The organism is Olsenella sp. CU969 (assembly GCF_905219715.1).
In the GTDB taxonomy this organism is placed as follows: domain Bacteria; phylum Actinomycetota; class Coriobacteriia; order Coriobacteriales; family Atopobiaceae; genus Granulimonas; species Granulimonas faecalis.
Genome location: NZ_CAJMXC010000002.1, coordinates 1 through 26,315, shown reverse-complemented (window position 1 = coordinate 26,315; position 26,315 = coordinate 1). Strand labels below are relative to the sequence as shown.

23 protein-coding genes are annotated in these 26,315 nt (G+C 70.9%); all 23 read right to left on the bottom strand.

Annotated features, from left to right (window positions below):
* Positions 1 to 79: 79 nt before the first annotated feature.
* On the bottom strand, positions 80 to 1,786 hold the full coding sequence (locus JX283_RS00425) for a proline--tRNA ligase (RefSeq protein WP_204828848.1): 1,707 nt from the start codon (positions 1,784 to 1,786) through the stop codon (positions 80 to 82).
* Positions 1,787 to 1,896: 110 nt separating this feature from the next.
* Positions 1,897 to 3,024, bottom strand: coding sequence for a flavodoxin-dependent (E)-4-hydroxy-3-methylbut-2-enyl-diphosphate synthase (gene ispG, locus JX283_RS00420; protein WP_204828824.1), 1,128 nt, complete (start codon positions 3,022 to 3,024; stop codon positions 1,897 to 1,899).
* A 2-nt stretch (positions 3,025 to 3,026) separates the two neighbouring features.
* Positions 3,027 to 4,412: a site-2 protease family protein gene (locus tag JX283_RS00415; protein WP_204828823.1), complete on the bottom strand. Its 1,386-nt coding sequence runs from the start codon at positions 4,410 to 4,412 to the stop codon at positions 3,027 to 3,029.
* Positions 4,406 to 5,605, bottom strand: a complete 1,200-nt coding sequence (gene dxr / locus JX283_RS00410; protein ID WP_204828822.1) for a 1-deoxy-D-xylulose-5-phosphate reductoisomerase — start codon at positions 5,603 to 5,605, stop codon at positions 4,406 to 4,408. The genes JX283_RS00415 and dxr overlap by 7 nt, the downstream gene beginning before the upstream one ends.
* Positions 5,602 to 6,501 (bottom strand): phosphatidate cytidylyltransferase, encoded by a 900-nt coding sequence (locus tag JX283_RS00405; RefSeq protein ID WP_204828821.1) that lies wholly within the window; start codon positions 6,499 to 6,501, stop codon positions 5,602 to 5,604. The genes dxr and JX283_RS00405 overlap by 4 nt, the downstream gene beginning before the upstream one ends.
* A gap of 47 nt (positions 6,502 to 6,548) precedes the next feature.
* Complete coding sequence (locus JX283_RS00400) at positions 6,549 to 7,334, bottom strand: isoprenyl transferase (protein WP_239652389.1); 786 nt, start codon at positions 7,332 to 7,334, stop codon at positions 6,549 to 6,551.
* Position 7,335: 1 nt separating this feature from the next.
* A complete protein-coding gene (gene frr / locus JX283_RS00395; RefSeq protein WP_204828820.1) occupies positions 7,336 to 7,881 on the bottom strand; it encodes a ribosome recycling factor in 546 nt (181 codons plus the stop codon).
* A complete protein-coding gene (pyrH, locus tag JX283_RS00390; RefSeq protein ID WP_204828819.1) occupies positions 7,881 to 8,609 on the bottom strand; it encodes a UMP kinase in 729 nt (242 codons plus the stop codon). The genes frr and pyrH overlap by 1 nt, the downstream gene beginning before the upstream one ends.
* 112 nt (positions 8,610 to 8,721) lie before the next feature.
* Positions 8,722 to 9,594 carry a translation elongation factor Ts gene (tsf, locus tag JX283_RS00385; RefSeq protein ID WP_204828818.1) on the bottom strand — a complete coding sequence of 291 codons (873 nt, stop codon included), beginning with the start codon at positions 9,592 to 9,594 and terminating at the stop codon, positions 8,722 to 8,724.
* A 52-nt stretch (positions 9,595 to 9,646) separates the two neighbouring features.
* Positions 9,647 to 10,504, bottom strand: a complete 858-nt coding sequence (gene rpsB / locus JX283_RS00380) for a 30S ribosomal protein S2 (protein ID WP_204828817.1) — start codon at positions 10,502 to 10,504, stop codon at positions 9,647 to 9,649.
* A gap of 219 nt (positions 10,505 to 10,723) precedes the next feature.
* The gene (locus JX283_RS00375) at positions 10,724 to 11,632 is read right to left on the bottom strand and encodes a tyrosine recombinase XerC (protein WP_204828816.1); all 909 of its coding nucleotides are present in this window, start codon (positions 11,630 to 11,632) and stop codon (positions 10,724 to 10,726) included.
* Positions 11,629 to 12,972: a methylenetetrahydrofolate--tRNA-(uracil(54)-C(5))-methyltransferase (FADH(2)-oxidizing) TrmFO gene (gene trmFO, locus JX283_RS00370; RefSeq protein WP_204828815.1), complete on the bottom strand. Its 1,344-nt coding sequence runs from the start codon at positions 12,970 to 12,972 to the stop codon at positions 11,629 to 11,631. Before trmFO ends, JX283_RS00375 begins: the two co-directional genes overlap by 4 nt.
* Before the next feature lie 67 nt (positions 12,973 to 13,039).
* A complete protein-coding gene (locus tag JX283_RS00365) occupies positions 13,040 to 13,927 on the bottom strand; it encodes a DNA-processing protein DprA (RefSeq protein WP_239652388.1) in 888 nt (295 codons plus the stop codon).
* A gap of 1 nt (position 13,928) precedes the next feature.
* Complete coding sequence (locus JX283_RS00360; protein WP_204828814.1) at positions 13,929 to 15,434, bottom strand: YifB family Mg chelatase-like AAA ATPase; 1,506 nt, start codon at positions 15,432 to 15,434, stop codon at positions 13,929 to 13,931.
* A complete protein-coding gene (locus JX283_RS00355) occupies positions 15,419 to 15,937 on the bottom strand; it encodes a YraN family protein (RefSeq protein ID WP_239652387.1) in 519 nt (172 codons plus the stop codon). Before JX283_RS00355 ends, JX283_RS00360 begins: the two co-directional genes overlap by 16 nt.
* Positions 15,938 to 16,159: 222 nt before the next feature.
* Positions 16,160 to 16,915 carry a ribonuclease HII gene (locus JX283_RS00350; protein WP_204828813.1) on the bottom strand — a complete coding sequence of 252 codons (756 nt, stop codon included), beginning with the start codon at positions 16,913 to 16,915 and terminating at the stop codon, positions 16,160 to 16,162.
* Between the two features lie 75 nt (positions 16,916 to 16,990).
* Positions 16,991 to 17,332, bottom strand: coding sequence for a 50S ribosomal protein L19 (gene rplS, locus JX283_RS00345; protein WP_135977318.1), 342 nt, complete (start codon positions 17,330 to 17,332; stop codon positions 16,991 to 16,993).
* Positions 17,333 to 18,156: 824 nt separating this feature from the next.
* A complete protein-coding gene (gene ppdK / locus JX283_RS00340) occupies positions 18,157 to 20,919 on the bottom strand; it encodes a pyruvate, phosphate dikinase (RefSeq protein ID WP_204828812.1) in 2,763 nt (920 codons plus the stop codon).
* A gap of 129 nt (positions 20,920 to 21,048) precedes the next feature.
* The gene (locus JX283_RS00335) at positions 21,049 to 21,963 is read right to left on the bottom strand and encodes a pyruvate, water dikinase regulatory protein (protein WP_239652386.1); all 915 of its coding nucleotides are present in this window, start codon (positions 21,961 to 21,963) and stop codon (positions 21,049 to 21,051) included.
* A 119-nt stretch (positions 21,964 to 22,082) separates the two neighbouring features.
* On the bottom strand, positions 22,083 to 24,167 hold the full coding sequence (gene glyS / locus JX283_RS00330) for a glycine--tRNA ligase subunit beta (protein ID WP_204828811.1): 2,085 nt from the start codon (positions 24,165 to 24,167) through the stop codon (positions 22,083 to 22,085).
* Between the two features lie 4 nt (positions 24,168 to 24,171).
* On the bottom strand, positions 24,172 to 25,059 hold the full coding sequence (locus JX283_RS00325; protein ID WP_135977314.1) for a glycine--tRNA ligase subunit alpha: 888 nt from the start codon (positions 25,057 to 25,059) through the stop codon (positions 24,172 to 24,174).
* A gap of 82 nt (positions 25,060 to 25,141) precedes the next feature.
* Complete coding sequence (gene lepB / locus JX283_RS00320; RefSeq protein WP_204828810.1) at positions 25,142 to 25,726, bottom strand: signal peptidase I; 585 nt, start codon at positions 25,724 to 25,726, stop codon at positions 25,142 to 25,144.
* A gap of 35 nt (positions 25,727 to 25,761) precedes the next feature.
* Positions 25,762 to 26,315: tRNA (guanine(37)-N(1))-methyltransferase (locus tag JX283_RS00315; RefSeq protein WP_204828809.1), on the bottom strand; the 554-nt coding region annotated here is incomplete at its 5' end.

Genomic DNA, 26,315 nt, shown 5'->3' with positions numbered 1-26,315 from the left:
GGGAGGGGGCGCCCCGACCGGCTTGAAGACCGGTCGGGGCGCCCCCTCCCCCATGGAGGCCCGTCGGATGGTCCCGCGCCTAGCGCCTGCGGGCGATGACCTCGGAGCCCACCTCGACGACGACCTCGTCGATGGCCACCTCGCGGCGCTCGCCGGTGGCGCGGTCCTTGACCTCGCACATGCCCTTGGCCACGGCCTTCTTGCCGAGGATCACCTGGTAGGGCAGGCCGAGGAGGTCGGCGTCGTTGAACTTCACGCCCGGGCGCTCCTTGCGGTCGTCGAGCAGCACCTGGACGCCGGCCTCCACGAGCTGGNCGGCCACCTGCTGGGCGGCGGGCCACACGAGGTCGTCCGCGGTGTCGAGGGCGACGACCTCGACCTCGAACGGCGCCACCGAGACCGGCCACACGATGCCGGAGTCGTCGTGGCACTGCTCGACCACGGCGGCGAGCGTGCGCGTCACGCCGATGCCGTAGCACCCCATCTGGAAGTACCGCTCCTTGCCGTCCCTGTCGAGGAACGTGGCCCCCATGGACCGGGAGTACTTGTCANCGAGCTGGAAGGTCTGGCCCATCTCGATGCCGCGGGCCGCCGCGAGCGGCTTGCCGCACACGGGGCAGGCGTCCGACGCCTTGGCGCTGGCGAGGTCCTCCCAGGCGTCCGGCTCGAAGTCGCGGCCTGGGCGGGCGCCCAGGTAGTGGCTCTCGGGGCGGTTGGCGCCCACGAGCCAGCTGAGGGAGCCGCGCAGGGAGACGTCGCAGACGCAGGAGACGCCCTCGGGGAGCCCCACGGGGCCGATGNAGCCCTTGAACAGGCCGAACGACTCGAGCTCCTCATCGCTCATGAGGTGGTAGCCGCCGAAGGCGTGGGACGCCTTGACCTCGTTGAGCTCGTGGTCGCCCGGGACGATGCACACCACGGGCCTCCCCTCGCCGTCCACGAGGGCCACGGCCTTGCGGCAGGCGGCCTCGGGGACGTCGAAGAGCCCGGCGAGCTCGGCGATGGTGTGGACGCCGGGCGTCTCCACGCACTCGAGCTCGTGGTCGTGGGTCTCGGGGCCGTCCTCGACGGAGATGACCACCGTGGCGGCCTCCTCGTCGGCGGCGTAGCCGCANTCGGGGCAGTAGACGAGCGCCGCCTCCCCGGCCNCGGCGAGGGCCATGAACTCGATGGAGGTGGAGCCGCCGATCTGGCCGGAGTCGGCGGCCACCGGGAGGGCCTTGATGCCGCAGCGGTCGCAGACGCCGGAGTAGGCGTCGTACATCGTGTCGAAGGAGCGCTGCATGCCCTCGGCGTCGGCGTCGAAGGAGTAGNCGTCCTTCATGATGAACTCNCGGCCGCGCATGNGGNAGAAGCGCGGGCGNAGCTCGTCGCGGTACTTCTGCTGGATCTGGTAGAGGTTGACCGGCAGCTGCTTGTAGGAGCGGAGCTCGCCGCGCACGAGGTCGGTCATGGTCTCCTCGTGGGTGGGGCCGAGCACGAAGTCGCGGTCGTGGCGGTCGGAGAGGCGCATGAGCTCGGGGCCGTAGGCATCGTAGCGGCCGGACTCCTCCCAGAGCTCCGCCGGGGTGAGGATGGGCAGGAGGACCTCCTGGGCCCCGTGGGTGTCCATCTCNTCGCGGATGATGTCCTCGATCTTCTCGAGGGAGCGCCAGGCGAGCGGCAGGTACGAGTAGAGCCCGGCGGCGGTCTTGCGGATCATGCCGGCCCTCAGCAGGAGGCGATGGCTCGCGAGGTCCGCGTCGGCCGGGTCCTCCTTGAGGGTGGGTGCGTACAGCGAGCTCATGGTCTGGAACGTCTTCACGGTTTAGGCTCCTCCGTTCTGGTACGTGGTCGTGCGCCCGGTGATGTGGGCCTCCCCGCCCCGGGCGCGGGGACGGGCGGCCCGTGCGGCCCCTACGGGCGCGGGCCGTCNCCGTAGCGGCGGTCGATCTCCTCCATGAGGGCGTCGACGAGGCGCCCCTCCGGGACGGACCCCAGCGACTCGCCGCCGGCGATGAGGAGGCCCTGGCCGNCGCCGCCGGCGATGCCGATGTCTGCGGCACGGGCCTCACCGGGCCCGTTGACCACGCAGCCCATGACGGCCACGGTGATGGGCGCCTCCACGCCCCGCAGCCGCTCCTCCACCTGCGACGCGAGACCCATGAGGTCGATGCGGCAGCGCCCGCACGTGGGGCACGAGACGATCTCGGGGCCGCGGCGGCGCAGGCCNACCGANTGCAGGATGTTCCAGGCGACGCGAACCTCCTCCTNCGGCGGCGCCGTGNTGGAGACGCGCACGGTGTCGCCGATACCCTCGGAGAGGAGCACCCCCAGGGCCACGGAGTTCTTGACCGTGGCGGGCCCGAGGCCCCCCGCCTCGGTGACGCCGAGGTGCAGCGGCACGGTGGGGATGCGGGCCGAGNGCTCCCGGTTGGTGCGGATGGTGGAGGGCACCGAGTGCGTCTTGGCCGAGAGCACGATGTCGGGGAAGCCGCGCCCCTCGAANTGCNGCACGAANGACAGGGCGCTCTCNACGAGCTTCTCGGGTTGCGTGAGGTCCTCGCGGGCGTCCACGGCCGGGTCGAGGGAACCGGCGTTCACGCCGATACGGATGGGGATGCCGGCCTCGCCCGCGGCGTCGATCACGGCGTCCACCTTGGCCCATGACCCGATGTTGCCGGGGTTGATCCGCAGGGCAGAGGCCCCCCGGGCGCACGCCCCCAGGGCGAGNCGGTGGTCGAAGTGGATGTCGGCCACCACGGGCAGCGGGCTCTCGGCGCAGACCTCGCCGAAACCGTCGAGGGCGTCGGCCGACGGGACGGCGACACGAACTATCTCGCAGCCCTCCTCGGCGAGGGCCGCGACCTGGGCGAGCGTGGCGGCGGGGTCCTGGGTCGGGGTGCAGGTCATGGACTGGACGGCCACGGGGGCGCCGCCGCCCACGGCCACCGGGCCCACGTGGACCCGCCGGGTGAGGGTGCGGGGAAGGGGCCCCGGGGCGCCGTCACCCAGGAGCCCGGCCTCGCGCCGAAGGTCTTCCATGGTCAGCCTCCCAAGACGAAGCGGACGATGTCCTGCCGGAGCAGGACGAAGAACAGGAGCATGAACAGGGCTATACCCACCATGGACACACCCTGCTGCACGCGCATGGAGACGGGGCGCCGGCGCACGGCCTGGATGGCCTCGATCACGACCTTGCCGCCGTCCAGCGGCGGTATGGGCAGCAGGTTCATGAAGGCCAGGCTCAGGGACACCGCGGCCGCGAGCAGTGCGAACGACGCCATCCCCTGGCTCGCTGCCTCGCTGGCCATGACCGAGATGCCGACGACGGAGCTGGAGCTCTCGATGACCTCGCCGATGTGGGCGGGCTGGAGCAGCCTGAGGATGAACGAGGCGGTCGCCCCCACGTAGGAGAGGGCATAGGAGAGGGACGCGCCGATGCCGAGGCGCACGTTCTCCACCGTCCCCTGGATGCCGAGGGTCTCGGCGGGGCCGTCGAGGGCCACGCCCACGTCCACAGGCCTNCCGTCGCGCCTCANCGTGACCGTGAAGTCGGTGCCCTCGGAGAGGGCCTCCCGGACGGCCTCGACGGTCCCCTGCCAGGTGGAGACGGGNGTCCCGTCCACCGACACGAACTCGTCGCCGGCCTCGATGCCGGCCTGCTGGGCCAGGGACCCCTCGGTCACCGATCCCGCCACGGGGGCGTCGCCCACCATGGGGACGCCCGCGAGGGTGAGCACCGCCACGACGAGCAGGATCCCGCAGACGAGGTTCACGGCAACGCCGCTCACGAGGACGAAGGTGCGGCCCCAGAACCCGTGGGCAAGGTAGGNGTGGGAGCGCTCGGCGGCGAGGAAGGCCTCGGGGCCCTCCCCGAGGGCGTGGGGCTCGCCCTGGGCCGTGGTGCCGGGCAGCGAGAAGTCGTGGCCGCGGTCGTACTTGGTGAGGAGCGACGGGTCGCGCTCCAAGGTCTCGAAGGACGAGGGCCACGNGGAATCCGTGGGCCTCTCGCCGAGGTCGGGGTCGTAGTACGGGGCCACGGAGNCCCAATCGGCGAGGGTGGCCAGCGCCTCGACGGCCTCCTCGGCCGTGCAGCCGGCGTCGGCGGCCACCTGGTCCACCGTGGCGCGACCGTGGGCCGCCACCGAGGCGAGGGCGCCGGCGAGGTGCGGGCTCGACGCGCCGTCCATGCCGCAGACCATGGTATAGCCGCCCAGCAGCAGGGGCGTGGCGCCGTAGACGGTGCCGTAGCGGCGCGACTCCCATGCGAGGCGGAACCGGCAGGGCATGCCGAGGAAGAACTCGCGCACGCGGATGCCGAGGACACGGNCCGNGNGGAAGTGACCGCCCTCATGGACGAAGACGAGGACCGAGAGGAGCACGAGGCCCCAGAGGATAGCGGAGACCGCCCCGCCGAGCCCGGCTAGCACGACAGCCTCGAGACCGCNTGGGCCGCCTTGGCGCGGGCACGGGCGTCGACCTCGGCCACCTGGGCGAGCGACTCCACCGGCTCGGGCACGGTGGCGTCCATGACCGCGGAGACCACCTCGGCGATGGCGAGGAAGCCCAGGCGCCCGTCGCGGAATGCCTGGTTGGCCACCTCGTTGGCGGCGTTCATNGCACAGGGCAGCGTGCCGCCGACCCGCCCCGCCTGAAGTGCCAGGGCCAGGCAGCGGAACGTCTCCGTGTCGGGGGCGCCGAATGTGAGCTCCCCCGCCGTCCGCCAGTCCACGGGCTCGCAGGGCGCGTCCCAACGGTGCGGGTAGCTGAAGGCGTACTGGATGGGGATCCGCATGTCGGAGGGGCCGAGTTGCGCGACGGTGGAGCCGTCCGCGAACTCCACCATGGAGTGGATCTTGCTCTGGGGGTGCACGAGGACCTCCACGGCGTCCACGGGGACGTCGAAGAGGTGGTGGGCCTCGATGACCTCGAGGCCCTTGTTCATGAGGGTCGCGGAGTCCACGGTGATCTTGGGGCCCATGGCCCAGGTGGGGTGGCCGAGCGCCTCCTCGGGGGTCACCGACGCGAGGCTCTCGCGGGTNCGCCCGAGGAAGGGGCCGCCGGAGCACGTGAGCCAGATGCGCCGGAGCTCGCGTTCGCGGCCTCCCACCAGGCACTGGTAGATGGCCGAGTGCTCGGAGTCCACCGGTATGAGGCGGCCGGGCTCGGCCATGGGCATGAGGAGGTCGCCGGCGGCCACGAGGGCCTCCTTGTTGGCGCAGGCGAGCACCTTGCGCGCGGCCAGGGCGGCGTGGGCGGCGTGGATGCCGGCCTCCCCCACCACGGCCACGAGGACGCAGTCCACGTCGTTCAGGGAGGCGAGCTCCATGACCCCCTCGTCGCCGAGGAACNGGCNGCAGCCAGACGGCAGGCCGTCGAGGACGCCGTNGTCGCCGTGGGAGCGGTCGGCCACGGCCACGGCCGAGGGACGGAACTCCCGGGCCAAGGCCACGAGCTCCGCGGTGCTGCCGTACACAGAGAGCGCCGTCACCTCCACGCGTTCCGGGTGCTGCCTCGCGACGTCGAGGGCCTGTCGGCCGATGGAGCCCGTGCAGCCCAGGACGGCCACACGCAGTGGCGTGGGGNGGGGCGGCGAGGGCGCGCGGTCCTCGAAGATGTTCATAGGAGCCCTCCAAGCCTGAGGATGAAGAAGGCCGTCATGGAGCCGAAGAGGATGGAGTCGGTGCGGTCGAGCATGCCGCCGTGACCCGGCAGGAAGTTGCCGGAGTCCTTGACACCCGCGGCGCGCTTGAGGCGCGACTCGAAGAGGTCGCCGATGACGCCCACGGCGCCCACGCAGACGCCGCCGAGCAGTGCGAGGGGCAGCGTGACGCAGGGCAGTCCAACGACCCACATGATCAGCCACACGAAGACGGAGCCGACCATGCCGCCGGCCAAGCCCTCCCAGGTCTTGTGGGGGCTGATCTTGGGCACCATCTTGTGCCGCCCGAAGCGCTGGCCCACGAAGTACGCCGCGGCGTCGCTCATCCAGATGGACGAGATCACGCCGAAGGTGAGCAGGGCCGCCACGGGCATGGGCTGGCTCGGGATGTCTATGACGCGGACGTACATGACGGAGCTCAGCAGGAACCCCGTGTAGACCGGGCCGAGCACCGTGATGGCGGCGTCGCTGATGGAGGCGCGGGCGGTCCAGACGAACCACACCCCGCAGGAGAGGACCAGAAGCGAGAAGACAACCATGAGGGCCACGTCGGGCAGAAGCGGGCACACGACGAAGGCCACGGCCGCCGTGAGCCCGATGAGCTCGTTGGGCATGCGTCCGAGCATGCGGGCGATGCGGAAGAACTCCGAGCAGCAGAGCCAGGCCATGGCGCAGAAGAGCACGGCGCAGGGCACCGGCCCCCAGAAGATGCACACGAGCACGGTGACGCTGTAGAAGAGGCCCGAGAGCGTGCGCGTGAGCAGCTTCTCGGTGCCGGAACGCACCCGGGAGCTGCGGGTTCCGCCCTCGAGACGGAGCTCCTCGCGCTCGTCGCGCTTCCTTTCGTACTTGTCCATGGGCCTCTCGAGCCCCTGTGGGCCGCGGTTGTGTTTGGAGTCGTCGCTCACCCTTGGACCACTCCCCCGAACCGGCGCTCGCGCCCTTGGAACGACGCGACGGCGCGCAGGAGCTCCCAGCGGTCGAAGTCCGGCCAGAGCACGGGAGTCACGTAGAACTCGGCGTAGGCGAGCTGCCAGAGGAGGAAGTTGGAGAGCCTGAGCTCGCCCGAGGTGCGGATGAGGAGCTCGGGGTCGGACAGACCGGCCGTGTAGAGCCGCTCCGCCACGGCGAACTCGTCCACCGATCCGGGGTCCATCCTACCGGCGGCGACGTCGGCCGCCACGAGCCGGCAGGCCCGGGCGATCTCGGCCCGGGAGCCGTAGTTCACGGCGAGGGCGAGCACCATGCCGGTATGGGACGCCGTCTTGGCGAGGCCCTCCTCAAAGACCTCCCGGGTCTCCCGGGGCAGTGCCTCGAGGTCGCCGAGGAAGACGAGGCGCACGTTCTCCTGGACGAAGNGCGGCAGCTCGNTCACCAACGTGGTCGCGAACAGGTGCATGAGCATGTCCACCTCGCGCTGCGGGCGCTTCCAGTTCTCCGTGGAGAAGGCATAGGCGGACAGCGCGTCGATCCCCAGGCGCACGCACGTGGTGATGGTCTCGCGGAGGGAGTCCACACCGGCCATGTGGCCGTAGGGGCGCTCCATGCCGCGGNCCTCGGNCCAACGGCCGTTGCCGTCCATGATGATGGAGATATGGGACGGCAGGCGCGCCATGTCGACGTCGGCGAGGGAGACGTCACCGGGACCGTCGGCGAAATGACGCGCCAGCGCGTCTGCGTCGTATCGCAACCTAGATCTCCATTACCTCGGNCTCTTTGGCCTTCNGCGCCTCGTCGATCTTCTTGATGTAGGAGTCGGTGAGCTTCTGGACCTCGGCCTGCTCGCGGCGGACGTCGTCCTCGGAGTTCTCCTCCTCGCGCTCGATCTTGCCGTTGGCGTCGCGGCGGACGTTGCGCACTGCCANGCGGGCCTCCTCGGCGTAGCCCTTGCAGTCCTTGANGAGCTCGCGGCGGCGCTCCTCGGTGGGGGCCGGGAAGGGCAGGCGGATGGAGGAGCCGTCGTTGGACGGGTTGATACCGAGGTCGGAGTTGCGGATNGCCTNNTCGATGGCGTTGAGCACCGACTTGTCCCAGGGCTCGACGAGCAGCATGGTGGCCTCGGGGACCTTCACGCCGGCGAGCTGGGTGACCGGGGTCTCCACGCCGTAGTAGTCGACCTTGATGGCGTCGAGCACGTGGGGGTNGGCGCGGCCGGTGCGGACCTTGGAGAAGTTGGCCTTGAGGGTGTCGAGGCACTTCTCCATCTTGCTCTTTGCGTTGTTGATGGTATCGCTCATCAGAGGGTCTCCTCTTCCACGACGGTGGTTCCCACCGACTCTCCCTTAAGGGCCTTCTCGAACACGTCGTCCTCGGAGATGTCGAAGACGATGATGGGCATATGGTTGTCCTGGCTCAGGGCCGTGGCGGTGGCGTCCATGACCTTGAGTCCCTGCGCGAGGACGTCGCGGTAGCTGATGGTGTCGTAGCGCTTGGCGTCCTCGTGCCTCATCGGGTCCTTGTCGTAGATGCCGTCGACCTTGGTGGCCTTCATGAGGCAGTCGGCGTCGATCTCGCAGGCGCGGAGGGCCGCCGCGGTGTCGGTGGTGAAGTAGGGGTTGCCCGTGCCGGCGGCGAAGATGACCACGCGGCCCTTCTCCAGGTGGCGGATGGCGCGGCGGCNGATGTAGGTCTCGGCCACCTCGTGCATCTCGATGGCACTCATGACCCTGGTCATCATGCCGGCCTTCTCGAAGGCGTCCTGGAGCGCGAGGGCGTTCATGACCGTGGCGAGCATGCCCATGTAGTCGGCCTGGGCGCGGTCCATGCCCGCGGCGGCGCCGGCCATGCCGCGGAAGATGTTGCCGCCACCGACGACGATGCCCACCTCGATGCCGTCGTCATGGATGGTCTTGATGGACTCGGCGAGGTGCTCGAGCATCTTGGGGTCCATGCCGTACTCGCCGTCGCCCATGAGGGCCTCTCCGGAGAGCTTGAGCAGAATACGGCGGTACTTGTAGTCTTCCACGCTTGCCCCGTCTCGAGTGATGGCCCGTGCCGCATCATCATAGCCCATGGACAGGGGCGGGGCCGGCTCGCACCGTCCCCGCCCCNGTCAGAGAGNCGGATTTGCCCTCGGCCTACTCGCCGAAGGAGAAGCGGTCGAAGGCGACGATGGAGATGCTGTCGTCGCACTCCTTGGAGACCTTCTCGCCGAGGGAGCGGATGGTCTGGTCGGAGTCCTTGATGAAGACCTGCTNGGTGAGCACGTTCTCCTTGTNGAACTTGTTGAGGCGACCCTCGGCCATGCGCTCCTGGATGGCCTCGGGCTTGCCGGACTCGGCGGCCTGGGCCTTGTAGATCGCGACCTCGTGCTCGACGGTCTCGGCCGGGACGTCCTCGATGCGGGCGGCCACGGGCTGGGCGGCGGCCACCTGCATGGCGACGTCGTGGGCGTAGGCCTTGAAGGCGTCGTTCTCGGCGGTGGCGGGCTTGGAGAAGGCGAACTCCACGAGCACGCCGAGCTTGCCGCCGTGGACGTAGCTGGAGAGGGCGCCGTCCTGGACGGAGCGCACGACGAAGCGGGCGATCTTCATGTTCTCGCCCATGGTGTGGATGAGCTCGGTGAGCGCGGAGTCCACGGTGTCTGCGCCCTCGAAGGGCAGGGCCTTGAGCGCCTCGACGTCGGCCGGGGCGTTGTCGGCGACGACCTCGGCGAGCTGGGTGGCGAAGCCGGTGAACTTGGGGTTGGTGCCCACGAAGTCGGTCTCGCAAGAGACCTCAACGAGGGCGCCCTTGTGGCCGTCGGCGGTGACGAAGGCGCCCACGGTGCCCTCGTTGGTGTCGCGGCCGGCCTTCTTGACGGCCTTGGCGATGCCCATGGTGCGGAGGACGTCGACGGCCTTCTCGAGGTCGCCCTCGGCCTCGACGAGGGCCTTCTTGCACTCCATCATGGGCGAGTCGGTCATCTCGCGGAGCTGCTTGACCATCTGGGCGGTGATCTTGGTGGCCATGGAACCTCTTCTCATTGGCTGGGTGCCGGCTGCGCCGGCGCGGACGGGTGGGTTAGCGGGCGACCTTGTCGTCGGTCTCGGCGGTGGTCACCGACTCGACGGTCCGGCCGTCCACGGAGACGGCGGCCTTGGCGTCGGAGACCTCGGGCTGCACGTCGAGGATCTGGTTCTCCACGGCGTCGGTGACGGCGGGGGTTCCGGCCATCTCCTCGGCAGAGATCTGCTCGCGGCCGTTGCCGGCGAGCACCGCGTCGGCGATGAGCTCGCACATGAGGGAGACGGAGCGGATGGCGTCGTCGTTGGCGGGGATACCGTAGTCCACGACGTCGGGGTCGGAGTTGGTGTCGAGGAGGGCGACCACGGGGATCTTCAGGCGACGGGCCTCGCGGATGGCGATCTCCTCGCGCTTGGTGTCGACCANGAAGAGCGCCTGGGGCAGGGCCTTCATCTCACGGACGCCGCCGAGGTTCTTGGTGAGCTTCTCGAGCTCCTTGGTGAGCACGGACTGCTCCTTCTTGGGGAGGAGCGCCATGCGGCCGTCCTCCTGCATGGCCTCGAGCTCGGTCATGCGCTCGATGCGGGAGCGCATGGTCACGAAGTTNGTGANCACGCCGCCCAGCCAGCGGTTGTTGATGTAGGGCATGCCGCAGCGCTCGGCCTGGGCGGCCACGGGCTCCTGGGCCTGCTTCTTGGTGCCCACGAAGAGCACGGTGCCNCCCTTGGCGGTGAGGTTCTTGAGGAAGGTGTAGGCCTTGTCGGCGTCGACGATGGTCTGCTTGAGGTCGAGGATGTAGATGCCGTTGCGCTCGCCGAAGATGTAGGGCTTCATCTTGGGGTTCCAGCGGCGGGTCTGGTGGCCGTAGTGGCAGCCGGCGTCGAGCAGGGTCTTGATGTTGATCTTGACAGCCATGGTTCTCCTTCGGTTNTTCCTCCGCGTGNCGTCGTCCCCGGCCAGCCACCCGGACCCTGGCTTGTAGGTCCGGGCACCGCGGCTGCCGAGTGGCCACGCGTGTGTCTTCTCCTGTGCTTTTGCACAGCAAGACCACAGTATANGCACGGNGGCNCCCCGGCGCCACCCCCAGTTCAGGACCGGCCCTTCTCTACCGGGACCCCACAAAAGCGCCGCGGCTCACCGCCCGGACCGGGGATGGGCCTGGAGCGAGGCCTCCTTGAGGCGGTCCACCGACAGGTGCGTGTAGACCTGGGTGGTGGAGATGGAGGCGTGCCCGAGGAGCTCCTGGACGCTCCTGAGGTCGGCGCCGCCCGAGAGCAGCTCGGTGGCGAAGGTGTGCCGCATGGCGTGGGGCGTCACGGAGGAGGNCAGGCCGGCGAGGGCGGCGAGGCGCTCGAAGCGCACGCGCAGGGCGTCGGCCCCCATGGGGTTGCCGCGGCTGGAGAGGAACAGGGCGTCGGAGGCGTGCGCCGCCCGCGCGGCGAGGGCGGGCCGGCCGTCGCGGAGGTAGGCCCCCACGGCGCGGCAGGCGGCCGGGTAGAGCGGGACGAGCCGCTCCTTGGAGCCCTTGCCGAAGAGCCGGACGCCCCCGGCCCCGAGGTCGACGTCGCCCACCGAGAGGTGCGCCACCTCGGCGATGCGCGCGCCTGACGCGTACATGAGCTCGGCCTGCGCGCGGTCCCTGAGACCCTCGGGGGTCGAGGTGTCCGCGGCGGCGATGAGGGCGGATGCCTGGTCGTCGTCGAGCACCTCGGGGAGGGGCCGCCCGGTCCTGGGCGACGACGCGGCCGCGGCCACGTTGCCCTCGACGACGCCCTCCCTCCCGAGCCAGTCGTAGAAGGTCCGGAGCGCCGAGAGCCGCCTCGAGACCGTGCGCCCCGCGTAGCGGGCCCGCCGGAGCTCCCCGAGGTAGGCGCGGACGTCCGAGGGGCCGAGCGCCGCCGGGTCGGTGCCGGTGCGGTCGCACCACGAGAGAAAGCCCTCGAGGTCGCAGCGGTAGGAGCGCACCGTGTTGGGCGAGAGGTTCCTCACCGTGGCGAGGAAGTGCAGGAAGTCCCCCAGCCTCCCCTCCCAGCCCGCGCTCACGGCCGCGCCGCCCCGGGGAACAGGTCGGGGCGCCCGGCGACCCAGGCGTCGAGGTCCGCCCGCGCCCGCGCGGCATAGGCGGCGTAGCGCTCGCGCTTCTTGCGCCGTGGCCCATCGAGGGGCGGCACGAGGCCGAAGTTCACGTGCATGGGCTGGTAGTCGACCGTGGCCGGGTCCGTGGCGTAGGCCACGAGCGAGCCGAGGGCGCCCGTGCGGGGCAGGTCGACGGCCGGGGCCCCCGCGAGGTCGGCGTAGGTGTTGAGGGCCGCCAGGNGCCCCGACGCCACGGCCTCCACGTAGCCCTCGGTCCCGCAGATCTGGCCGGCGAAGCGCACCCGGGTGCCGGGCACGCGGAAGGTGCGGTCCAGGGCCCGGGGCGCGTCGATGAAGGTGTTGCGGTGCATGACGCCGTAGCGGAAGAACTCGGCGTTCTCGAGCCCCGGCACCATGGAGAAGACGCGGCGCTGCTCGGGCCAGGCGAGGTTCGTCTGGAAGCCCACGAGGTTGTAGGCGCTCCGCTCGGCGTTCTCGGCGCGCAGCTGGAGGGCCGCCCAGGGGCGCGAGCCCGTGCGCGGGTCCACGAGACCCACGGGCTTCATGGCACCGTAGCGCAGCGAGTCCACGCCGGTGCGGGCCACCTCNTCGGCNGGCTGGCAGNCCNGGAAGAGGTCGCGCTGCTCGAAGTCCTTCTGCACGACGCGCCTCGCACCCACGAGGGCCTCCACGAAGGCCTCGTACTCACCGCGGTCCAGGGGGCAGTTGAGGTAGTCGCCCTCCCCCTCNGCGCCGTAGCGCGACTGCGTGAAGACCNCGGTCCGGTCGATGGTGGAGGCGTCGACGATGGGGGCCGCCGCGTCGAAGAACGAGAGCGAGCCCGGGGTCCCGTGGGCCTCCAGAAGGTCGGAGACCGCGGAGAAGAGCGCGTCGGAGCAGAGCGNCCCCGCGGCCACCACCACGGGGCCGTCGAGGNTGAACGTCGNCNNCTCGCGGNCGAGCTCGNTGAGCGGCTCGGACCCCACGGCCTCGGTGACCGAGCGGGAGAAGGCGGCCCTGTCCACNNCCAGGGCGCCGCCGGCGGGCACGGCGCACGCCTCCGCCAGGGGCAGGAGGCGCGAGCCCAGGGTGTGGAGCTCGCCCTTGAGGATGCCCGCGGCGCTCTCGGGGTTCGTCGACTTGAGGGAGTTGGAACACACGAGCTCGGCGAGGCCGTCGGTGTGGTGCGCCGGGGCGTCCCCGCCGGGGCGCTGCTCCACGAGGCGGACCGGGACGCCGCGGGCCGTCAGGGCCAGGGCGCACTCGCTGCCCGCCAGACCGCCGCCGATCACGGTGACCTTCTCCACGTGTCCCCCTCCCCGGGCGCTCCGCCCTCCCGTTCCGCCGTCGTCCAAGCATACCCCGTACCGCCCCTCAGACCTCGTCGAGAAGCGCCGCCTCCGTGGGGCTGTAGCGGCCGTCGGGCAGCCTGCGGACGAGTCCCTCCGCCTCGTAGTCGGCGAGGAGGCGCATGACCTCGAGCACACCCTTCCCGAGAGCCGCCGCCAGGTCGTCCGGCCGCATGGCCTGGCCCACGAGGGCCGAGTAGAGCCTGCCCCGGTCCTTGGCCGTGCGCATGCGAGGGCTCCTCAGGACCCCGTAGTCCATGGAGATGGACATCTCCAGCGACTCCTCGTCCACGATCATGGTGGCCCCCTGGGAGATGAGCAGGTTGGTGCCCCTCGACGACGGCGAGAACATGGATCCCGGCGCGGCGTAGACCGTGCGCCCGAGCTCCACGGCGGCGTCGGCCGTGGAGNAGGTGCCGGAGGGCAGCCCGGCCTCGGTCACCACGAGCACGGGCGAGAGGGCGGCGATGAGGCGATTCCTCCTCGGAAAGGTCCACCGGATCGGCCCGGTCCCCCAGGGGGCGAGGGCGACGACCGCCCCTCCCTGGGCGGTCGCCCCCTCGAAGACGTCGCGGCTGCTCGCAGGGTACACGAGGTCGGCCCCGGTGCCGGCGCACACCACGGTGCGGCCGCCCGCCGCGAGCGCCGCCCGCGCCGCGGCGGCGTCCACCCCCATGGCCCCGCCGGACACCACCGTGAGCCCGGCCTCGGCGGCCACGCGGCCCGCCAGCGAGGCCACGGCCAGGCCGTAGGGCGTCCCGCGTCGGGCCCCCACCACCGATATGCAGGGCGTCGAGAGCACGGAGGGGTCGCCGCGGCCGTAGATGCGGTCGATGCCGGACCCCTCCCCCACCAGGGGCGGCCACAGGTCGTCGCCGGGAACGAGCTCGAACCCCGCCGTCATGTCGGCCATGTCAGGCCACCTCCCTCTGACGCCAGAGCGAGGCCTCGGCGACGTGCCGCGCCGTGACCGCCCGGCTCTCCTCGATGTCGGCCACGGTGCGCGCCACCCGTGCGATCCGCGTGACGGCGCGGCCGCCGAGCGACGCGGTGCGGGCGAGGAGGTCGAGGCGCCCGGACGCCGCCTCGTCGAGCCCGAGGGACGACACGGGGCCGTCGCCCACGCCCTGGGAGCGGCGCCAGGAGGCGAACTCCCGGGCCGCCAGCACCTGGTCGCGCANNTCGGCCGAGCCCCTGCCCTCNTNGCCGCGGATGATGGAGCCCGGCCTCGGCCTCGCGACGTCGCACACGATGTCGATGCGGTCCATGAGGGGGCCGCCCACCCGGGCCTGGTAGCGCTGCACCTGGGCCGCCGAGCACGTGCACTCCCGGCCGCGGTCCCCCAGGTGCCCGCAGGGGCACGGGTTGGCCGCGGCCACGAGCTGGAAGTCGGCCGGGAACCGGTAGGTGCCGTCGGCCCGCACGAGCACCACGCGCTTGTCCTCCAGCGGCTGCCGCAGGGTCTGGAGCACGTTGCCGGCGAACTCCGGGAGCTCGTCGAGGAAGAGCACCCCGCAGTGGGCGAGCGACACCTCGCCTGGCCCCACCGGGCGGCCCCCGCCCACGAGCCCGGCGCACGACACCGTGTGGTGCGGCGCGCGGAACGGCCGCTCGCCGGCGAGGATGCCGGAGGCGTCGAGGCCCGCCGCCGAGTGGATCACGGCCGCCTCGATGAGCTCCTCCCCCTCCAGGGGCGGCAGGACGGTGGCCATGCGCCGGGCGACCATGGTCTTGCCGGTCCCCGGCGGCCCCACCATAAGCATGCCGTGGCCGCCGGCCGCCGCCACGACGCAGGCCCTCTTCACCGCCTCCTGGTCCACCACGTCGGAGAAGTCGACGGCCTCCTGGGGCCCCGGGCGCACGGCGTCGGGTACCGGGGCCCCGGCCGCCGCCTCGGCGAGGGCGCCCATGCCCTGCTTGAGCCGGGAGAGGCACGGGACGGGCACCGGCGGGGCGCCGATGGGCGCCCGGGCCGCCTCCCCCGGGGCCCCGGCGAGGACGAGACCCTGCTCGGCGGCGAGCTTCTGGAACGCGATGGCCCCCGGCACCGGGGAGACCTCCCCGGTGAGCCCGAGCTCCCCCACGAGGAGGTAACCGTCGAGCCCCTCCCTCGGCACCTGGGAGGCCGCGGCCAGGATGGCGGCCGCTATGGGCAGGTCGAGCCCGGTCCCGGCCTTGCGGACGTCCGCCGGGGCGAGGTTCACCGTCACGCTCATGCGCGGGAGCGAGAACCCGCTCGCCCGGAAGGCGCACCGCACGCGGCTCCGGGCCTCGAGCACCGCCTTGTCGGCCATGCCGATGATGTTGATGCCGGGAATGCCGCCCGCGAGGTCCACCTCCACGTCCACGGGCACGGCCTCGGCGCCGCGGAGCACCGCCGTGTGGACCGACGCCCCGTGGCGGCTCACTGGCCGTCCCATGCGAAGGCCCCCACCAGGTGGCGGAGGCGGGCCATCCGCTCCTGGACGATGTTGATGGCGATCACGTCGAAGCGCACGGANTCCACCTCCGGGTGCTCCGAGAGGTAGTAGAGGGCTATCCTCCGGTACCTCGCGCGCTTGCGCCGGTCGACGGCGAGCTCGGGCATGGGCTCCTCGGGGGCGTCGATGGCCAGGCGGCACTTCACCTCCACGAGCACCACGCACCCGCGCTCCTCGGCAGCCACGATGTCCGCCTCGCCGCCCGGGCACACCCAGTTGAGGTCGCGGATCTCGAGCCCGCGACGCACGAGGTAGACCTGGGCGAGGTGCTCGCCCTCGGCCCCGAGCTCGCGCTCCGTGTACTCCCGCACGGACTTCTGGGGGCGCGGGTAGGCGTCCCAGGGCGGCACCGACGTGTCGGCGGCCACGCCCTGGTCCACGACCACCGCCTCGTCAGCCCCCGACGCCCCCGTGACCTCCATGACCCCCCTGACGTCCTCCATGGCTTCCTCCTCGTGTCTGGGACCCGCTGGACGGGCACCATGGTGGAAGGCGGCCCCGACCGGTTCCCGACCGGTACCCGACGGCTGCCCGACACGGCCCCGACCGCNGACGGTCGGAAACCGGGGGACACAGGAAAGGCCCCCGGCAACGGCGGGGGCCTTCATCAAGGTTCGATTCTCCTNCGGAGGATGGGGCGACGGGCGCCCAGGGGCCCTCGCCGCTCAGTCCACAAAACGGCCACAGAACGAGGCCCGGTGCTCGNGGGTCAGCCCCAGGNAGCGGATGGCGGCGATGTGGGACGCCGAGCCGTACCCCTTGTTGGACGCGAACCCGTACCCAGGGTACGCGGCGTCGAGCTCCACCATCCGCCGGTCGCGGGCCACCTTGGCCACGATGGAGGCGCAGGCGATGGACGCGACCNTGCCGTTACCGCCCACGAGGCAGCGCTCCCGGGGGTGCGCGTGGACGGGGTTGCCGTCGATGAGCACGGCGTCGGGCTCCACGCCGCAGGCGGAGACCGCCTCCCCCATGGCGCGGCGAAGGCAGGCGGACNTGCCGTGGGCGTCGATATCCGCGGGCGGCACCCAGACGAGGGACACGGCCGTCGCGACCTCACGGATGCGGGCGTCGAGCCGCTCCCTCGCGGCCGGCGACAGCCGCTTGGAGTCGTCGATGCCCCACACTATGGGCTCCGGCGGGAGCACCACGGCCCCCACGACGAGGGGGCCGGCCAGGGGCCCGCGCCCCACCTCGTCCACCCCCACGGCCAGGCCGCCCTCGGCGAGCCCGTCCATGGTGCGGTAGAGCCCCGCCACACGCTCGCGGTCGGCCCGCTCCCGCTCGAGGCGGCGGCGGGCCCGGGCGACGGCGGAGGCCACCGTGGCGCGGGGGTCGTCGGAGCTGGCCTCGATGAGCGCCTCGAGCCCCTCCAGGGGGGCCTCCCGGAGCGCCCGGGCGACGGCGGNGGCGGGTTCCATGGCACGCTCCCTTCTGGTGCGCACAAAAAACGCGCCCGCTCGGGGCGGGCGCGTTCGGGTGCGGGTGTCTGCGGCCTAGCGCTTCTCGCGGATGCGGGCGGCCTTGCCCACGCGGTCGCGCAGGTAGTAGAGCTTGGCGCGGTGGACGTCGCCGTGACGGACGACCTCCAGCTTGGCGATCTTGGGGCTGTAGAGCGGGAACGTGCGCTCGACGCCCACGCCGAAGGAGATCTTGCGGACGGTGAAGGTCTCGCGGGCGCCCTCGCCGGACATGCGGATGACGTCGCCCTGGAAGACCTGGACGCGCTCGCGGTCGCCCTCCTTGATGCGGTAGTGCACCTTCACGTTGTCGCCCGGGATGACCGTGGGGATGTCCTCGCGGATCTGCTGGCGCTCGATGGCACGAATGTAATCCATGGTTCCTCTTCCTAGAGGTGCCGCCGCGCTGCGGCCGACACATAGCTTTGCACACGAACGAACATGGTAGCGGTGGAGTCAATCCCGCACAAGGGACGGACGTCGATTCACGGGAGGTCCAAAGAAGCGGCCCCACTGTCCCTCTATGGGAAAAGAAAAGAAATGGGAAGATTCAGCCACTAGCTGATGAATAGGACTCGCAACTTGTGCATCATCATATATAACATCCGGTGAAGGGAAACGTGGGGTCGCCATGGGAACCGAACACTTGACCAAGCTCGCTGGCATCTCTCTCGAGAAGGCTCTCGCAAGACCCTTCTCGCAGGAGACCTTGGTGTCTTGGCTCAAGTCCACGCTGGAGTCCCGCCGGTGCACCCGCATCGAGGCCATCAGGGCGTCGAAGCTCAACTCGACCTTCGGCTACCAGATCATCGCCGGGTCGCGCCACGCCTCCCGGGACAAGCTGCTGCAGCTGGCGTTCGGGCTCGAGCTCTCCCCCGAGGAGGCCAGCCACATGCTCGTCTTGGGCGGCCACGCCCNGCTCATGGCCGACAACCGGCGCGACACGGTGATCGCCTGGTGCCTCGCCAACGGGCGCGGGCTCGAGGAGACCGACGACATCCTCTGGAACCACGGCGAGAGCACGGTGGCCGACCGCTGAGCGTCGCGCCCCGGGACGTCGGCACCTCCCGCAGGTACCCGCACCGACCGCGGCCGCCGACCGCCCGCGTCCTCGTTCTCAAACCGCCCGCCATGGACAAGGCGGCCGCNCCGGTCTTCCGGGACGGCCGCCTTTCAGCTGCCGGTATGGGTACGGGAGGGGCCTACTTGTCGACGTGGCCCATCTTGCCGGCAGCGGCGATCTTGGCCTGGGCCGCCGTGAGGCGCGCGATGGGCACGCGGTACGGCGAGCAGGAGACGTAGTCGAGACCGAGGTCGTAGTACATGACGATGGAGTCGGGGTCGCCGCCGGTCTCGCCGCAGACGCCGCAGACGAGGCCGGGGTTGGCCTCGCGGCCGCCCTCGACACCCATACCCACGAGCTTGGCGACACCCGCGTCGAGCGTCTCGAAGGGGTTGGTGCGCAGGAGCTTCTTGCGCAGGTAGGTGGGGATGAAGGCGCTCTCGACGTCGTCGCGGGAGAAGCCGAAGGCGGTCTGGGTGAGGTCGTTGGTGCCGAAGGAGAAGAAGTCGGCGTACTTGCCGATCTCGTCGGCGGTGACAGCGGCGCGGGGCAGCTCGATCATGGTGCCCACGGGGATGTCGAGCTCGCAGCCGAACTTCTTCTCGACCTCGGCGATGACCTGCTCCACCTGGGCGCGCACGATCGCGAGCTCCTCGGCGGTGGAGACGAGCGGGATCATGATCTCGGGCTCGGGGTCGAGGCCGCGGGCCTTGAGCTCGGCGGTGGCGGTGGCGATGGCACGCACCTGGAGCTCGTTGAGCTCGGGGTACATGANGCCGAGGCGGCAGCCGCGGAGGCCGAGCATGGGGTTGGCCTCGGCCATGGCGTCGATGCGGGCGAGCAGGGCGCTCTTCTCGGCGATGAGGGCCGGGTCGGCGCCGGTGGCCTNCATCTTGGNGATCTCGACGGCGAGCTCGCGCGGGCTGTCGAGGAACTCGTGCAGCGGCGGGTCGAGCAGGCGGATGATCATCGGGTGGCCGCTCATGGTCTCGAGCATCTGGAGGAAGTCGCCCTCCTGGGCCTCGGTGAGGTCCTTGACCGCGCGGTCCTTGACGTCCTTGTCCTCGGAGAGGATGTAGTCCTGGATGATGCGCTTGCGGTCGCCGAGGAACATGTGCTCGGTGCGGCAGAGGCCGATGCCCTGGGCGCCGAACTCGAGGGACAGCTTGGCGTCCTCGGGGTTGTCGGCGTTGGCACGCACGCCCATGACGCGGCCGAGGGACTCGTCGTCGCGGATCTCGTCGGCCCACTGGAGGATGGTGTCGAGGTCGCCGGCGAGCTCGGGCTTCACGAGCTCCACGGCGCCGAGGACCACGCGGCCGGTGGTGCCGTCGATGGTGATGACGTCGCCCTCGTGGAGCACCACGTCGGTGCCGCTGACCTTGGCCTCCTTGTTGGCGGCGTCGATCTTCAGGGCCTCAACGCCGCAGACGCAGGGGGCGCCCATGCCGCGGGCGATGACGGCGGCGTGGGAGGTCTTGCCGCCGTGCGAGGTCAGGATGCCCTCGGCGGCGACCATGCCCTTGAGGTCGTCGGGGTTGGTCTCCCAGCGCACGAGGATGCAGGGGCGACCCTGCTCGGCGAAGTCGACGGCGTCNGCGCTGGAGAAGACCACCTCGCCCACGGCGGCGCCGGGGCTGGCGTTGAGGCCGGTGGCCAGGACGTCCAGGTTGGCGTTGGGGTCGATCTGGGGGTGCAGGAGCTGGTCGAGCTGCTGGGGGTTGACGCGGCAGACGGCCTGCTCCTTGGTGATGTGGCCCTCGCGCTCCATGTCGATGGCGATGTGGAGGGCGGCCAGGGCGGTGCGCTTGCCCACGCGGGTCTGGAGCATCCAGAGCTTGCCGTTCTCGATGGTGAACTCGATGTCCATCATGTCGTGGTAGTGGTTCTCGAGGAGCTCGAAGATGTCCTNGAGCTGGGCGCCCGCCTCCTCGAGGCNCTCCATCTCCTTGAGCTCGGCGATGGGCTGGGTGTTGCGGATGCCGGCCACGACATCCTCGCCCTGGGCGTTGACCAGGAAGTCGCCGTAGTACTCGCGGGTGCCGTCGGCGGGGTTGCGGGTGAAGGCGACGCCGGTGGCGGAGTCGTTGCCCTTGTTGCCGTAGGCCATGATCTGGACGTTGACGGCGGTGCCGAGGTCGTCGNGGATCTTGTTCTGCTGGCGGTAGAGGATGGCGCGCTCGTTCATCCAGGAGCCGAAGACGGCCTCGATGGCGAGCTTCAGCTGCAGGTAGGGGTCCTGCGGGAAGGTGGCGACGCCGTCCACCACGATCTCGGGGTGGGCCTGGGTGTCGACGTTGTCGGAGAAGATCCTCTTGAACTGGGCCACGAGCTCCTTGAGGTCGTCGGCCGTGAGGTCGGTGNCGTTCTTGANGCCCTTGGCGAGCTTGCGCTGGGTGATGGCGTTCTCGAAGAGGTCGGCGTCCACGCCCATGACCACNTTGGAGAACATCTGGATGAAGCGGCGGTAGGANTCCCAGGCGAAGCGCGGGTTCTCGGTCTGGGCGATGATGCCCTCCACGGACTCGTCGTTGAGGCCGAGGTTGAGGACGGTGTCCATCATGCCGGGCATGGAGAACGGCGCGCCGGAGCGCACGGAGACGAGCAGCGGGTCGGCCGGGTCGCCCAGGCGCTTGCCCATGCGCTCCTCGAGGTCGGCGCGGGCGGCGTCGATCTCGTCGAGGACGCCCTCGGGCCAGGTGTTGTCGTTGCCGGAATAGGCGACGCAGGTCTGGCAGGTGATGGAGAAGCCGGGGGGCACGGGCAGGCCGATCTTGGCCATCTCGGCCAGGTTGGCGCCCTTGCCGCCGACGACGTAGTTCATCGAGGAGTCGGCCTCGGTGATGTCGTTGCCGGAGGCGTCGATGCCCCAGCGGTACACATGCTTGTTCGGGTCAGCCATAAATCTCCCTTTTGCTTGCGGCGCACGGGATGCGCCTCTCTCGCGCCCCGAAGGGCGCCTCGTGCCGATACATATATCAGTATCCAACCAAAACCGGCGAAGGTTGTCCACCGGTGAATGGCCAAGGACCTACTCGGAGCCCTGGGCCTCCCGCTCCCGGGCGGCGTACTCGGCGCGGATGCGCTTGAGCTCCTCGATCTGGGCGATGATCTCGTTGGCGGTCTCCTCGACGGCCTTCCCGCTGNTGTTGNTGATCATGCAGCCCAGGTGGCGCATGAGCTTGCGGGCCTCGGCCCGCTCGGCCACCACCTCGGCGGGGTCGGCGTAGGAGGCAGCGTAGTCGGACGCCCCGTCCTTGGACAGGCGGCGCATGCGGATGGAGACGAGGGTGTCGGTGGTGGACATGAGCCCGAAGATGCGGGCCGGGTCCACCTCCTCGAGCTCGATGGGGGGCTCGACGCCGAGGGCCAGGGGCACGTTGCCCACCTTGTATCCCATGAACGCGAGGTACATGGACAGCGGCGTCTTGGAGGTGCGGGAGACGCCGATGAGCACGATGTCGGCCTTGGGCNGGTCCTGCGGGTTGCGTCCGTCGACGTGCTCGACGAAGAACTCCATGGCGTCGATGCGNCGGAAGTAGCGGTCGTCGGCCTCGTGGTTGANGCCGGGGATGCCCACGGGCTCCTTGCCGGTGAGCGACGAGAGGATGGCGATGCCCGGGCCGAGCAGGTCGACCGACGGGATCTCGCGCTCGTCGAGCTCGCGGCGCACCTCGCGACGGAGGTCGGGGTCGACGATGGTGTGGAACACGGCACTGGGGTGCTCCGCGCTCTCCGGGTCGAGGGAGTCGAAGTACTCCCTCACCTGCCTGAGCGCCTGGAGCTTGGGAAGGNGTAGGATACGCACCGAGCCGAGGGGAAACTGCGCCGCGGCCGCGGTGACCACGCTCGACGCCGTCTCCCCCAGGGAGTCGGAGATGACGTGGATGACCGCGNNGTCGGNCGCGTAGTCGATGGCCTCCCCTTCGAAACTGTACTTAGCCAAGGGACCTCCTTGCGAGGAGTCTGTCGTTGACGGGCCTTGGCAATTTTACAAGTAACTAAAGGCCGCCTGCAACGCTTGGGAGCAGGCGGCCTTTTCAAAATAACAAGGGAGTTGGTTGCCTAACGACCCCTTCCCAAGGCGCCGAAGTCGGCCACACCGGAGAATACGGCGGCGAAGCGGTTGAGGAGCCGCAGGCGGTTCTCCCTCACGGCCGGGTCGTCGTCCATGACCATGACCTCGTCGAAGAAGCCGTCGATGGGGCCCCTGAGGGCGCCGAGGGCGGCCAGGGCGCCCTCGTAGTCGCCGGAGGCCAGGGCGGCGGACACGGCGGCCTGGCCGTTCACACAGGCGTCCAGGAGGCGCCTCTCCGCGTCGCCGAGGCCGCTCTCGTCCACGTCGCAGCCGAGGTCGGCGTCGGCGAGGTTGGCGGCGCGGGCGTAGGCCCCCGCGAGGGCCTCGAACAGCTCGGGGTCCTCCACCTGGGCCCGCTCCAGGGCCCGGGCGCGCTGGAAGAACTCGGCCGGGTCGATCACCGAGGCGGCGGAGACCGCGGCCACGGTGTCGGGGCCGATGCCCTCGTCCTTGGCCATGGTGGCCAGGCGCCCGAGGAAGAACTCCCTCACCCTCTGGGCGACGGCGCCGNGGTCGAAGGAGAGTCCCTGGTCCGCATAGGCGTCGAGGGAGGCATCGATGAGGTCGGAGAGGCTCGCCTGGGGCATGTCCTCGAGCATGTGGATGACGCCGATGGCGCTGCGGCGCTGGGCGAAGGGGTCCGAGGATCCCGTGGGCGGCTCGTCGATGGCGAACATGCCGCAGATGGTGTCGAGCTTGTCGGCCANGGCGACGGCCCGCGCGACGAGGCCCTCAGGGAGCTCGTCGNCGGCGAAGCGCGGGCGGTAGNNCTGGGCCACGGCGCTGGAGACCTCGTCGGGCTCNNNGGCCGCCTGGGCGTAGTAGCCGCCCATGACGCCCTGCTGGCTCGTGAACTCCACGACGGCCTGGGTGACGAGGTCGGCCTTGGCGAGGTGCGCGGCGCGGCGGGCGTGGTCCCGCTGCTCCTCGGTGCCGCCGGCCTCGGAGACCACCGCGGGGGCGAGGGCCACCATGCGGGCGGCCTTCTGGCCCATGGTGCCGAGGCGCTCCTGGAAGGTCACGGTCTCGAGCCTGGGCAGGTAGTCCTCGAGGGGGTGTTTNAGGTCCTCCTCGAAGAAAAANTTGGCGTCGTCGAGGCGGGCGCGCACCACGCGCTCGTTGCCGTCCACCACGGTCTCGGAGCAGGCCGGGTCGCCGTTGCCCNCGACGATGAAGGCCCGGGTGAGGTTGCCGTCGCCGTCGTACGTGGGGAAGTAGCGCTGGTGGGACAGCATGGACTCGCAGATGATCTCGTGGGGGACCGAGAGGAACTCCTCGTCGAAGCGGCCCACCAGGACCGTGGGCCACTCGCAGAGGTTGACCACCTCGTCGAAGACGCGGGCCGGGGTGTCCACGGTGACGCCGAACTCGGACTCCACGGCGGCGATGCCCTCGCGGATGCGGGCGGCGCGCTCCTCGTGGCCGAGGACGCGGGCGTCCTCGAGCACGGCCTCGTAGGCGGANGGCTCGGGCACGACGTGCTCGCCGGGGGCCAGCACGCGGTGGCCGCGGGTGGTGCGGCCGGAGGTGACGTCGGCGTAGGAGACGTCGAGCACCTCGTCGCCGAAGAGGGCGCAGATCCAGCGCACGGGCCGGCCGTAGCGCTCGTGGGTTGAGCCCCAGCGCTGGCTGCGGGGCCAGTCGAGGCCGGCGATGACGCGCTCGCAGAGGGGCGCGAGGATCTGCTCGGCGGGCACGGCGGGCTCGTCCACCTCGGCGAAGACGTAGTCCTTGCCGCCGTCCCCGCGAACCACGAGGTCGGCGGGGTCCACGCCCTTGCCGCGGGCGAAGCCGACGGCCGCCTTGGTGGGGTTGCCGTCGGCGTCGAACGCGATGGCGGCCGCCGGGCCGCGCATGACGGAGTGGGCGGCCTCGGTGGCGCAGGCGACGTCGGCCACGAGCACGGCGAGGCGCCGGGGGGTGGAGACGACGCGGACCCCGCCGTGGGCGAGCCCGGCGTCGTCGAGGCCGGCCTCGACGAGCCTCGCAAGCTGGGCGGCGGCACGGTCGAGGGGCGCGCTCGGCAGCTCCTCGGAGCCGATCTCGAGCAGGAAGTCCTTGGTCTGGGTCATGGGCTTACTCAACCTCCTTGGAGGCCACGCAGGCGAGGTAGCACTCGCACGCCGCCTTGGCGAGGGTGCGGACGCGCAGGATGTAGTTGGTGCGCTCGGTGGCGGACAGGGCGCCGCGGCTGTCGAGCAGGTTGAAGGCGTGGCTGCACTTGAGCACGCAGTCGTAGCCCGGGAGCGGCAGCCCGGCCTCGAGGCAGCGGCGGCACTCGCGCTCGTAGTCGTCGAACTTCTGGCGCATCATGGGGACGTCGGCGACCTCGAAGTTGTAGGCGGAGAACTCGCGCTCGTTCTCGAGGAAGACGTCGCCGTAGGTCATGGGCGTGCCGTCGGGCAGGTAGCTCCACACGAGGTCGTACACGGAGTCGACGCCCTGGGCGTACATGGCGATGCGCTCGAGACCGTAGGTGATCTCCACGGGCACCGGGTCGCACTCGATGCCGCCCACCTGCTGGAAGTAGGTGAACTGCGTGACCTCCATGCCGTTGAGCCACACCTCCCAGCCGAGGCCCCAGGCGCCCAGCGTGGGGCTCTCCCAGTCGTCCTCGACGAAGCGCACGTCATGCTTGGCCGGGTCGAGGCCGATGGCCTCGAGGCTGCCGAGGTAGAGCTCCTGCGCGTTGGCGGGGCTGGGCTTGATGAGCACCTGGAACTGGTAGTAGTGCTGCATGCGGTTGGGGTTCTCGCCGTAGCGGCCGTCGGCGGGGCGGCGGCAGGGCTGCGGGTAGCAGCAGGCCCAGGGGGCGGGGCCGAGGGAGCGGAGCAACGTCGCCGTGTGGAAGGTGCCGGCCCCGACCTCAGAGTCGTAGGGCTGCATCACGGTGCAGCCGCAACCGGCCCAGTAGTGCTCCAGGGCCAGGATCATGGCCTGGAACGTCAGTGCGTCCTTGTGCATAGGCTTCGTTCCCCTCGGGTGCGTGCGGTCATGGCGGCTTCCAATACTAGCCCTTCGGGGACCGCCGGTGAGGGGGAGCCGCCTAGCCCAGGAGCGCCACGTCGTTGAGGGGCCAGAAGATGAACCAGGCCTTGGAGGTCACCGAGTCGCGGCGGATGGGCCCGAAGTAGCGGGAGTCGAGGGAGTTGGTGCGGTTGTCGCCCATGACCCAGTACTCGTCCTCCCCTAAGGTGAGCGGGTAGGAGACGTCGCCGTCGAGGAAGGCGGCGTGGCGCCCCTCGATGGGCTCGGTGGGCTTCCCCCCGGTGTAGGGCTCGTCGAGCCGCTCGCCGTCGACGTAGACGGCACCGTCGCGNATGNCNACGGTCTGGNCGGGGGTGGCGATGACGCGCTTGATGAGCGTCGTGGAGGGCTGCTCGGGGTCGTGGAAGGTGACGACGTCGCCGGCGGCGGGCCCGGAGCCGAGGTAGCTGACCTTCTCCCCCAGCACGCGGTCGCCCACCTGGATGGTGTCGACCATGGACTCCGTGGGGATCTCGAAGGGCTCGGCGACGTAGGCCCGCACGAAGACGGCCACGGCCACCGCCACGGCGACCACGGCCACCCACTCGACGACGTCCCGGAGGCGGGACGGGCCCTTTCTCCCAGCGGAACCGGTACCTGCCATGGCTGCCTCCTCGACCTCGACTCGTTCCANCNACTTTACCCGGACAGGAGCCCCGACTCCACGAGGAAGGCGCGCTCCTCGTCGGTGATGGGCGCGGAGGCGAGGAGGTCGGGGCGTCGGCGGGCGGTGCGCACGAGGGCGTCGCGCCTGCGCCAGGCGTCCACCCGGGCGTGGTCGCCCGAGAGGAGCACCCCCGGCACGTCCATGCCCTCGAACGACGCGGGCCGGGTGTACTGGGCGTACTCGAGGAGCCCGTCCGAGAACGACNCCTCCTGAGCCGANCGCTCGNCGCCGAGGGCGCCGGGGAGCAGCCTCACCACGGCGTCGGTGACGGCCATGCAGGCGAGCTCCCCGCCCGTGAGGACGTAGTCGCCCAAAGAGAGCACGTCGTCGGCCAGGGTGTAGCAGCGCTCGTCCATGCCCTCGTAGCGGCCGCAGACGAAGAGCAGGCGCTCCTCGGCCGCGAGCTCGCGGGCCACGTCCTCGGTGAAGGTGCGGCCGGCGGGCGAGAAGAACACCGTGCGGGGCGCCGCCCCCTCCCCCGCCAGCTCGCGGACGCACTCGAAGACGGGCGCGGGCTTCATGAGCA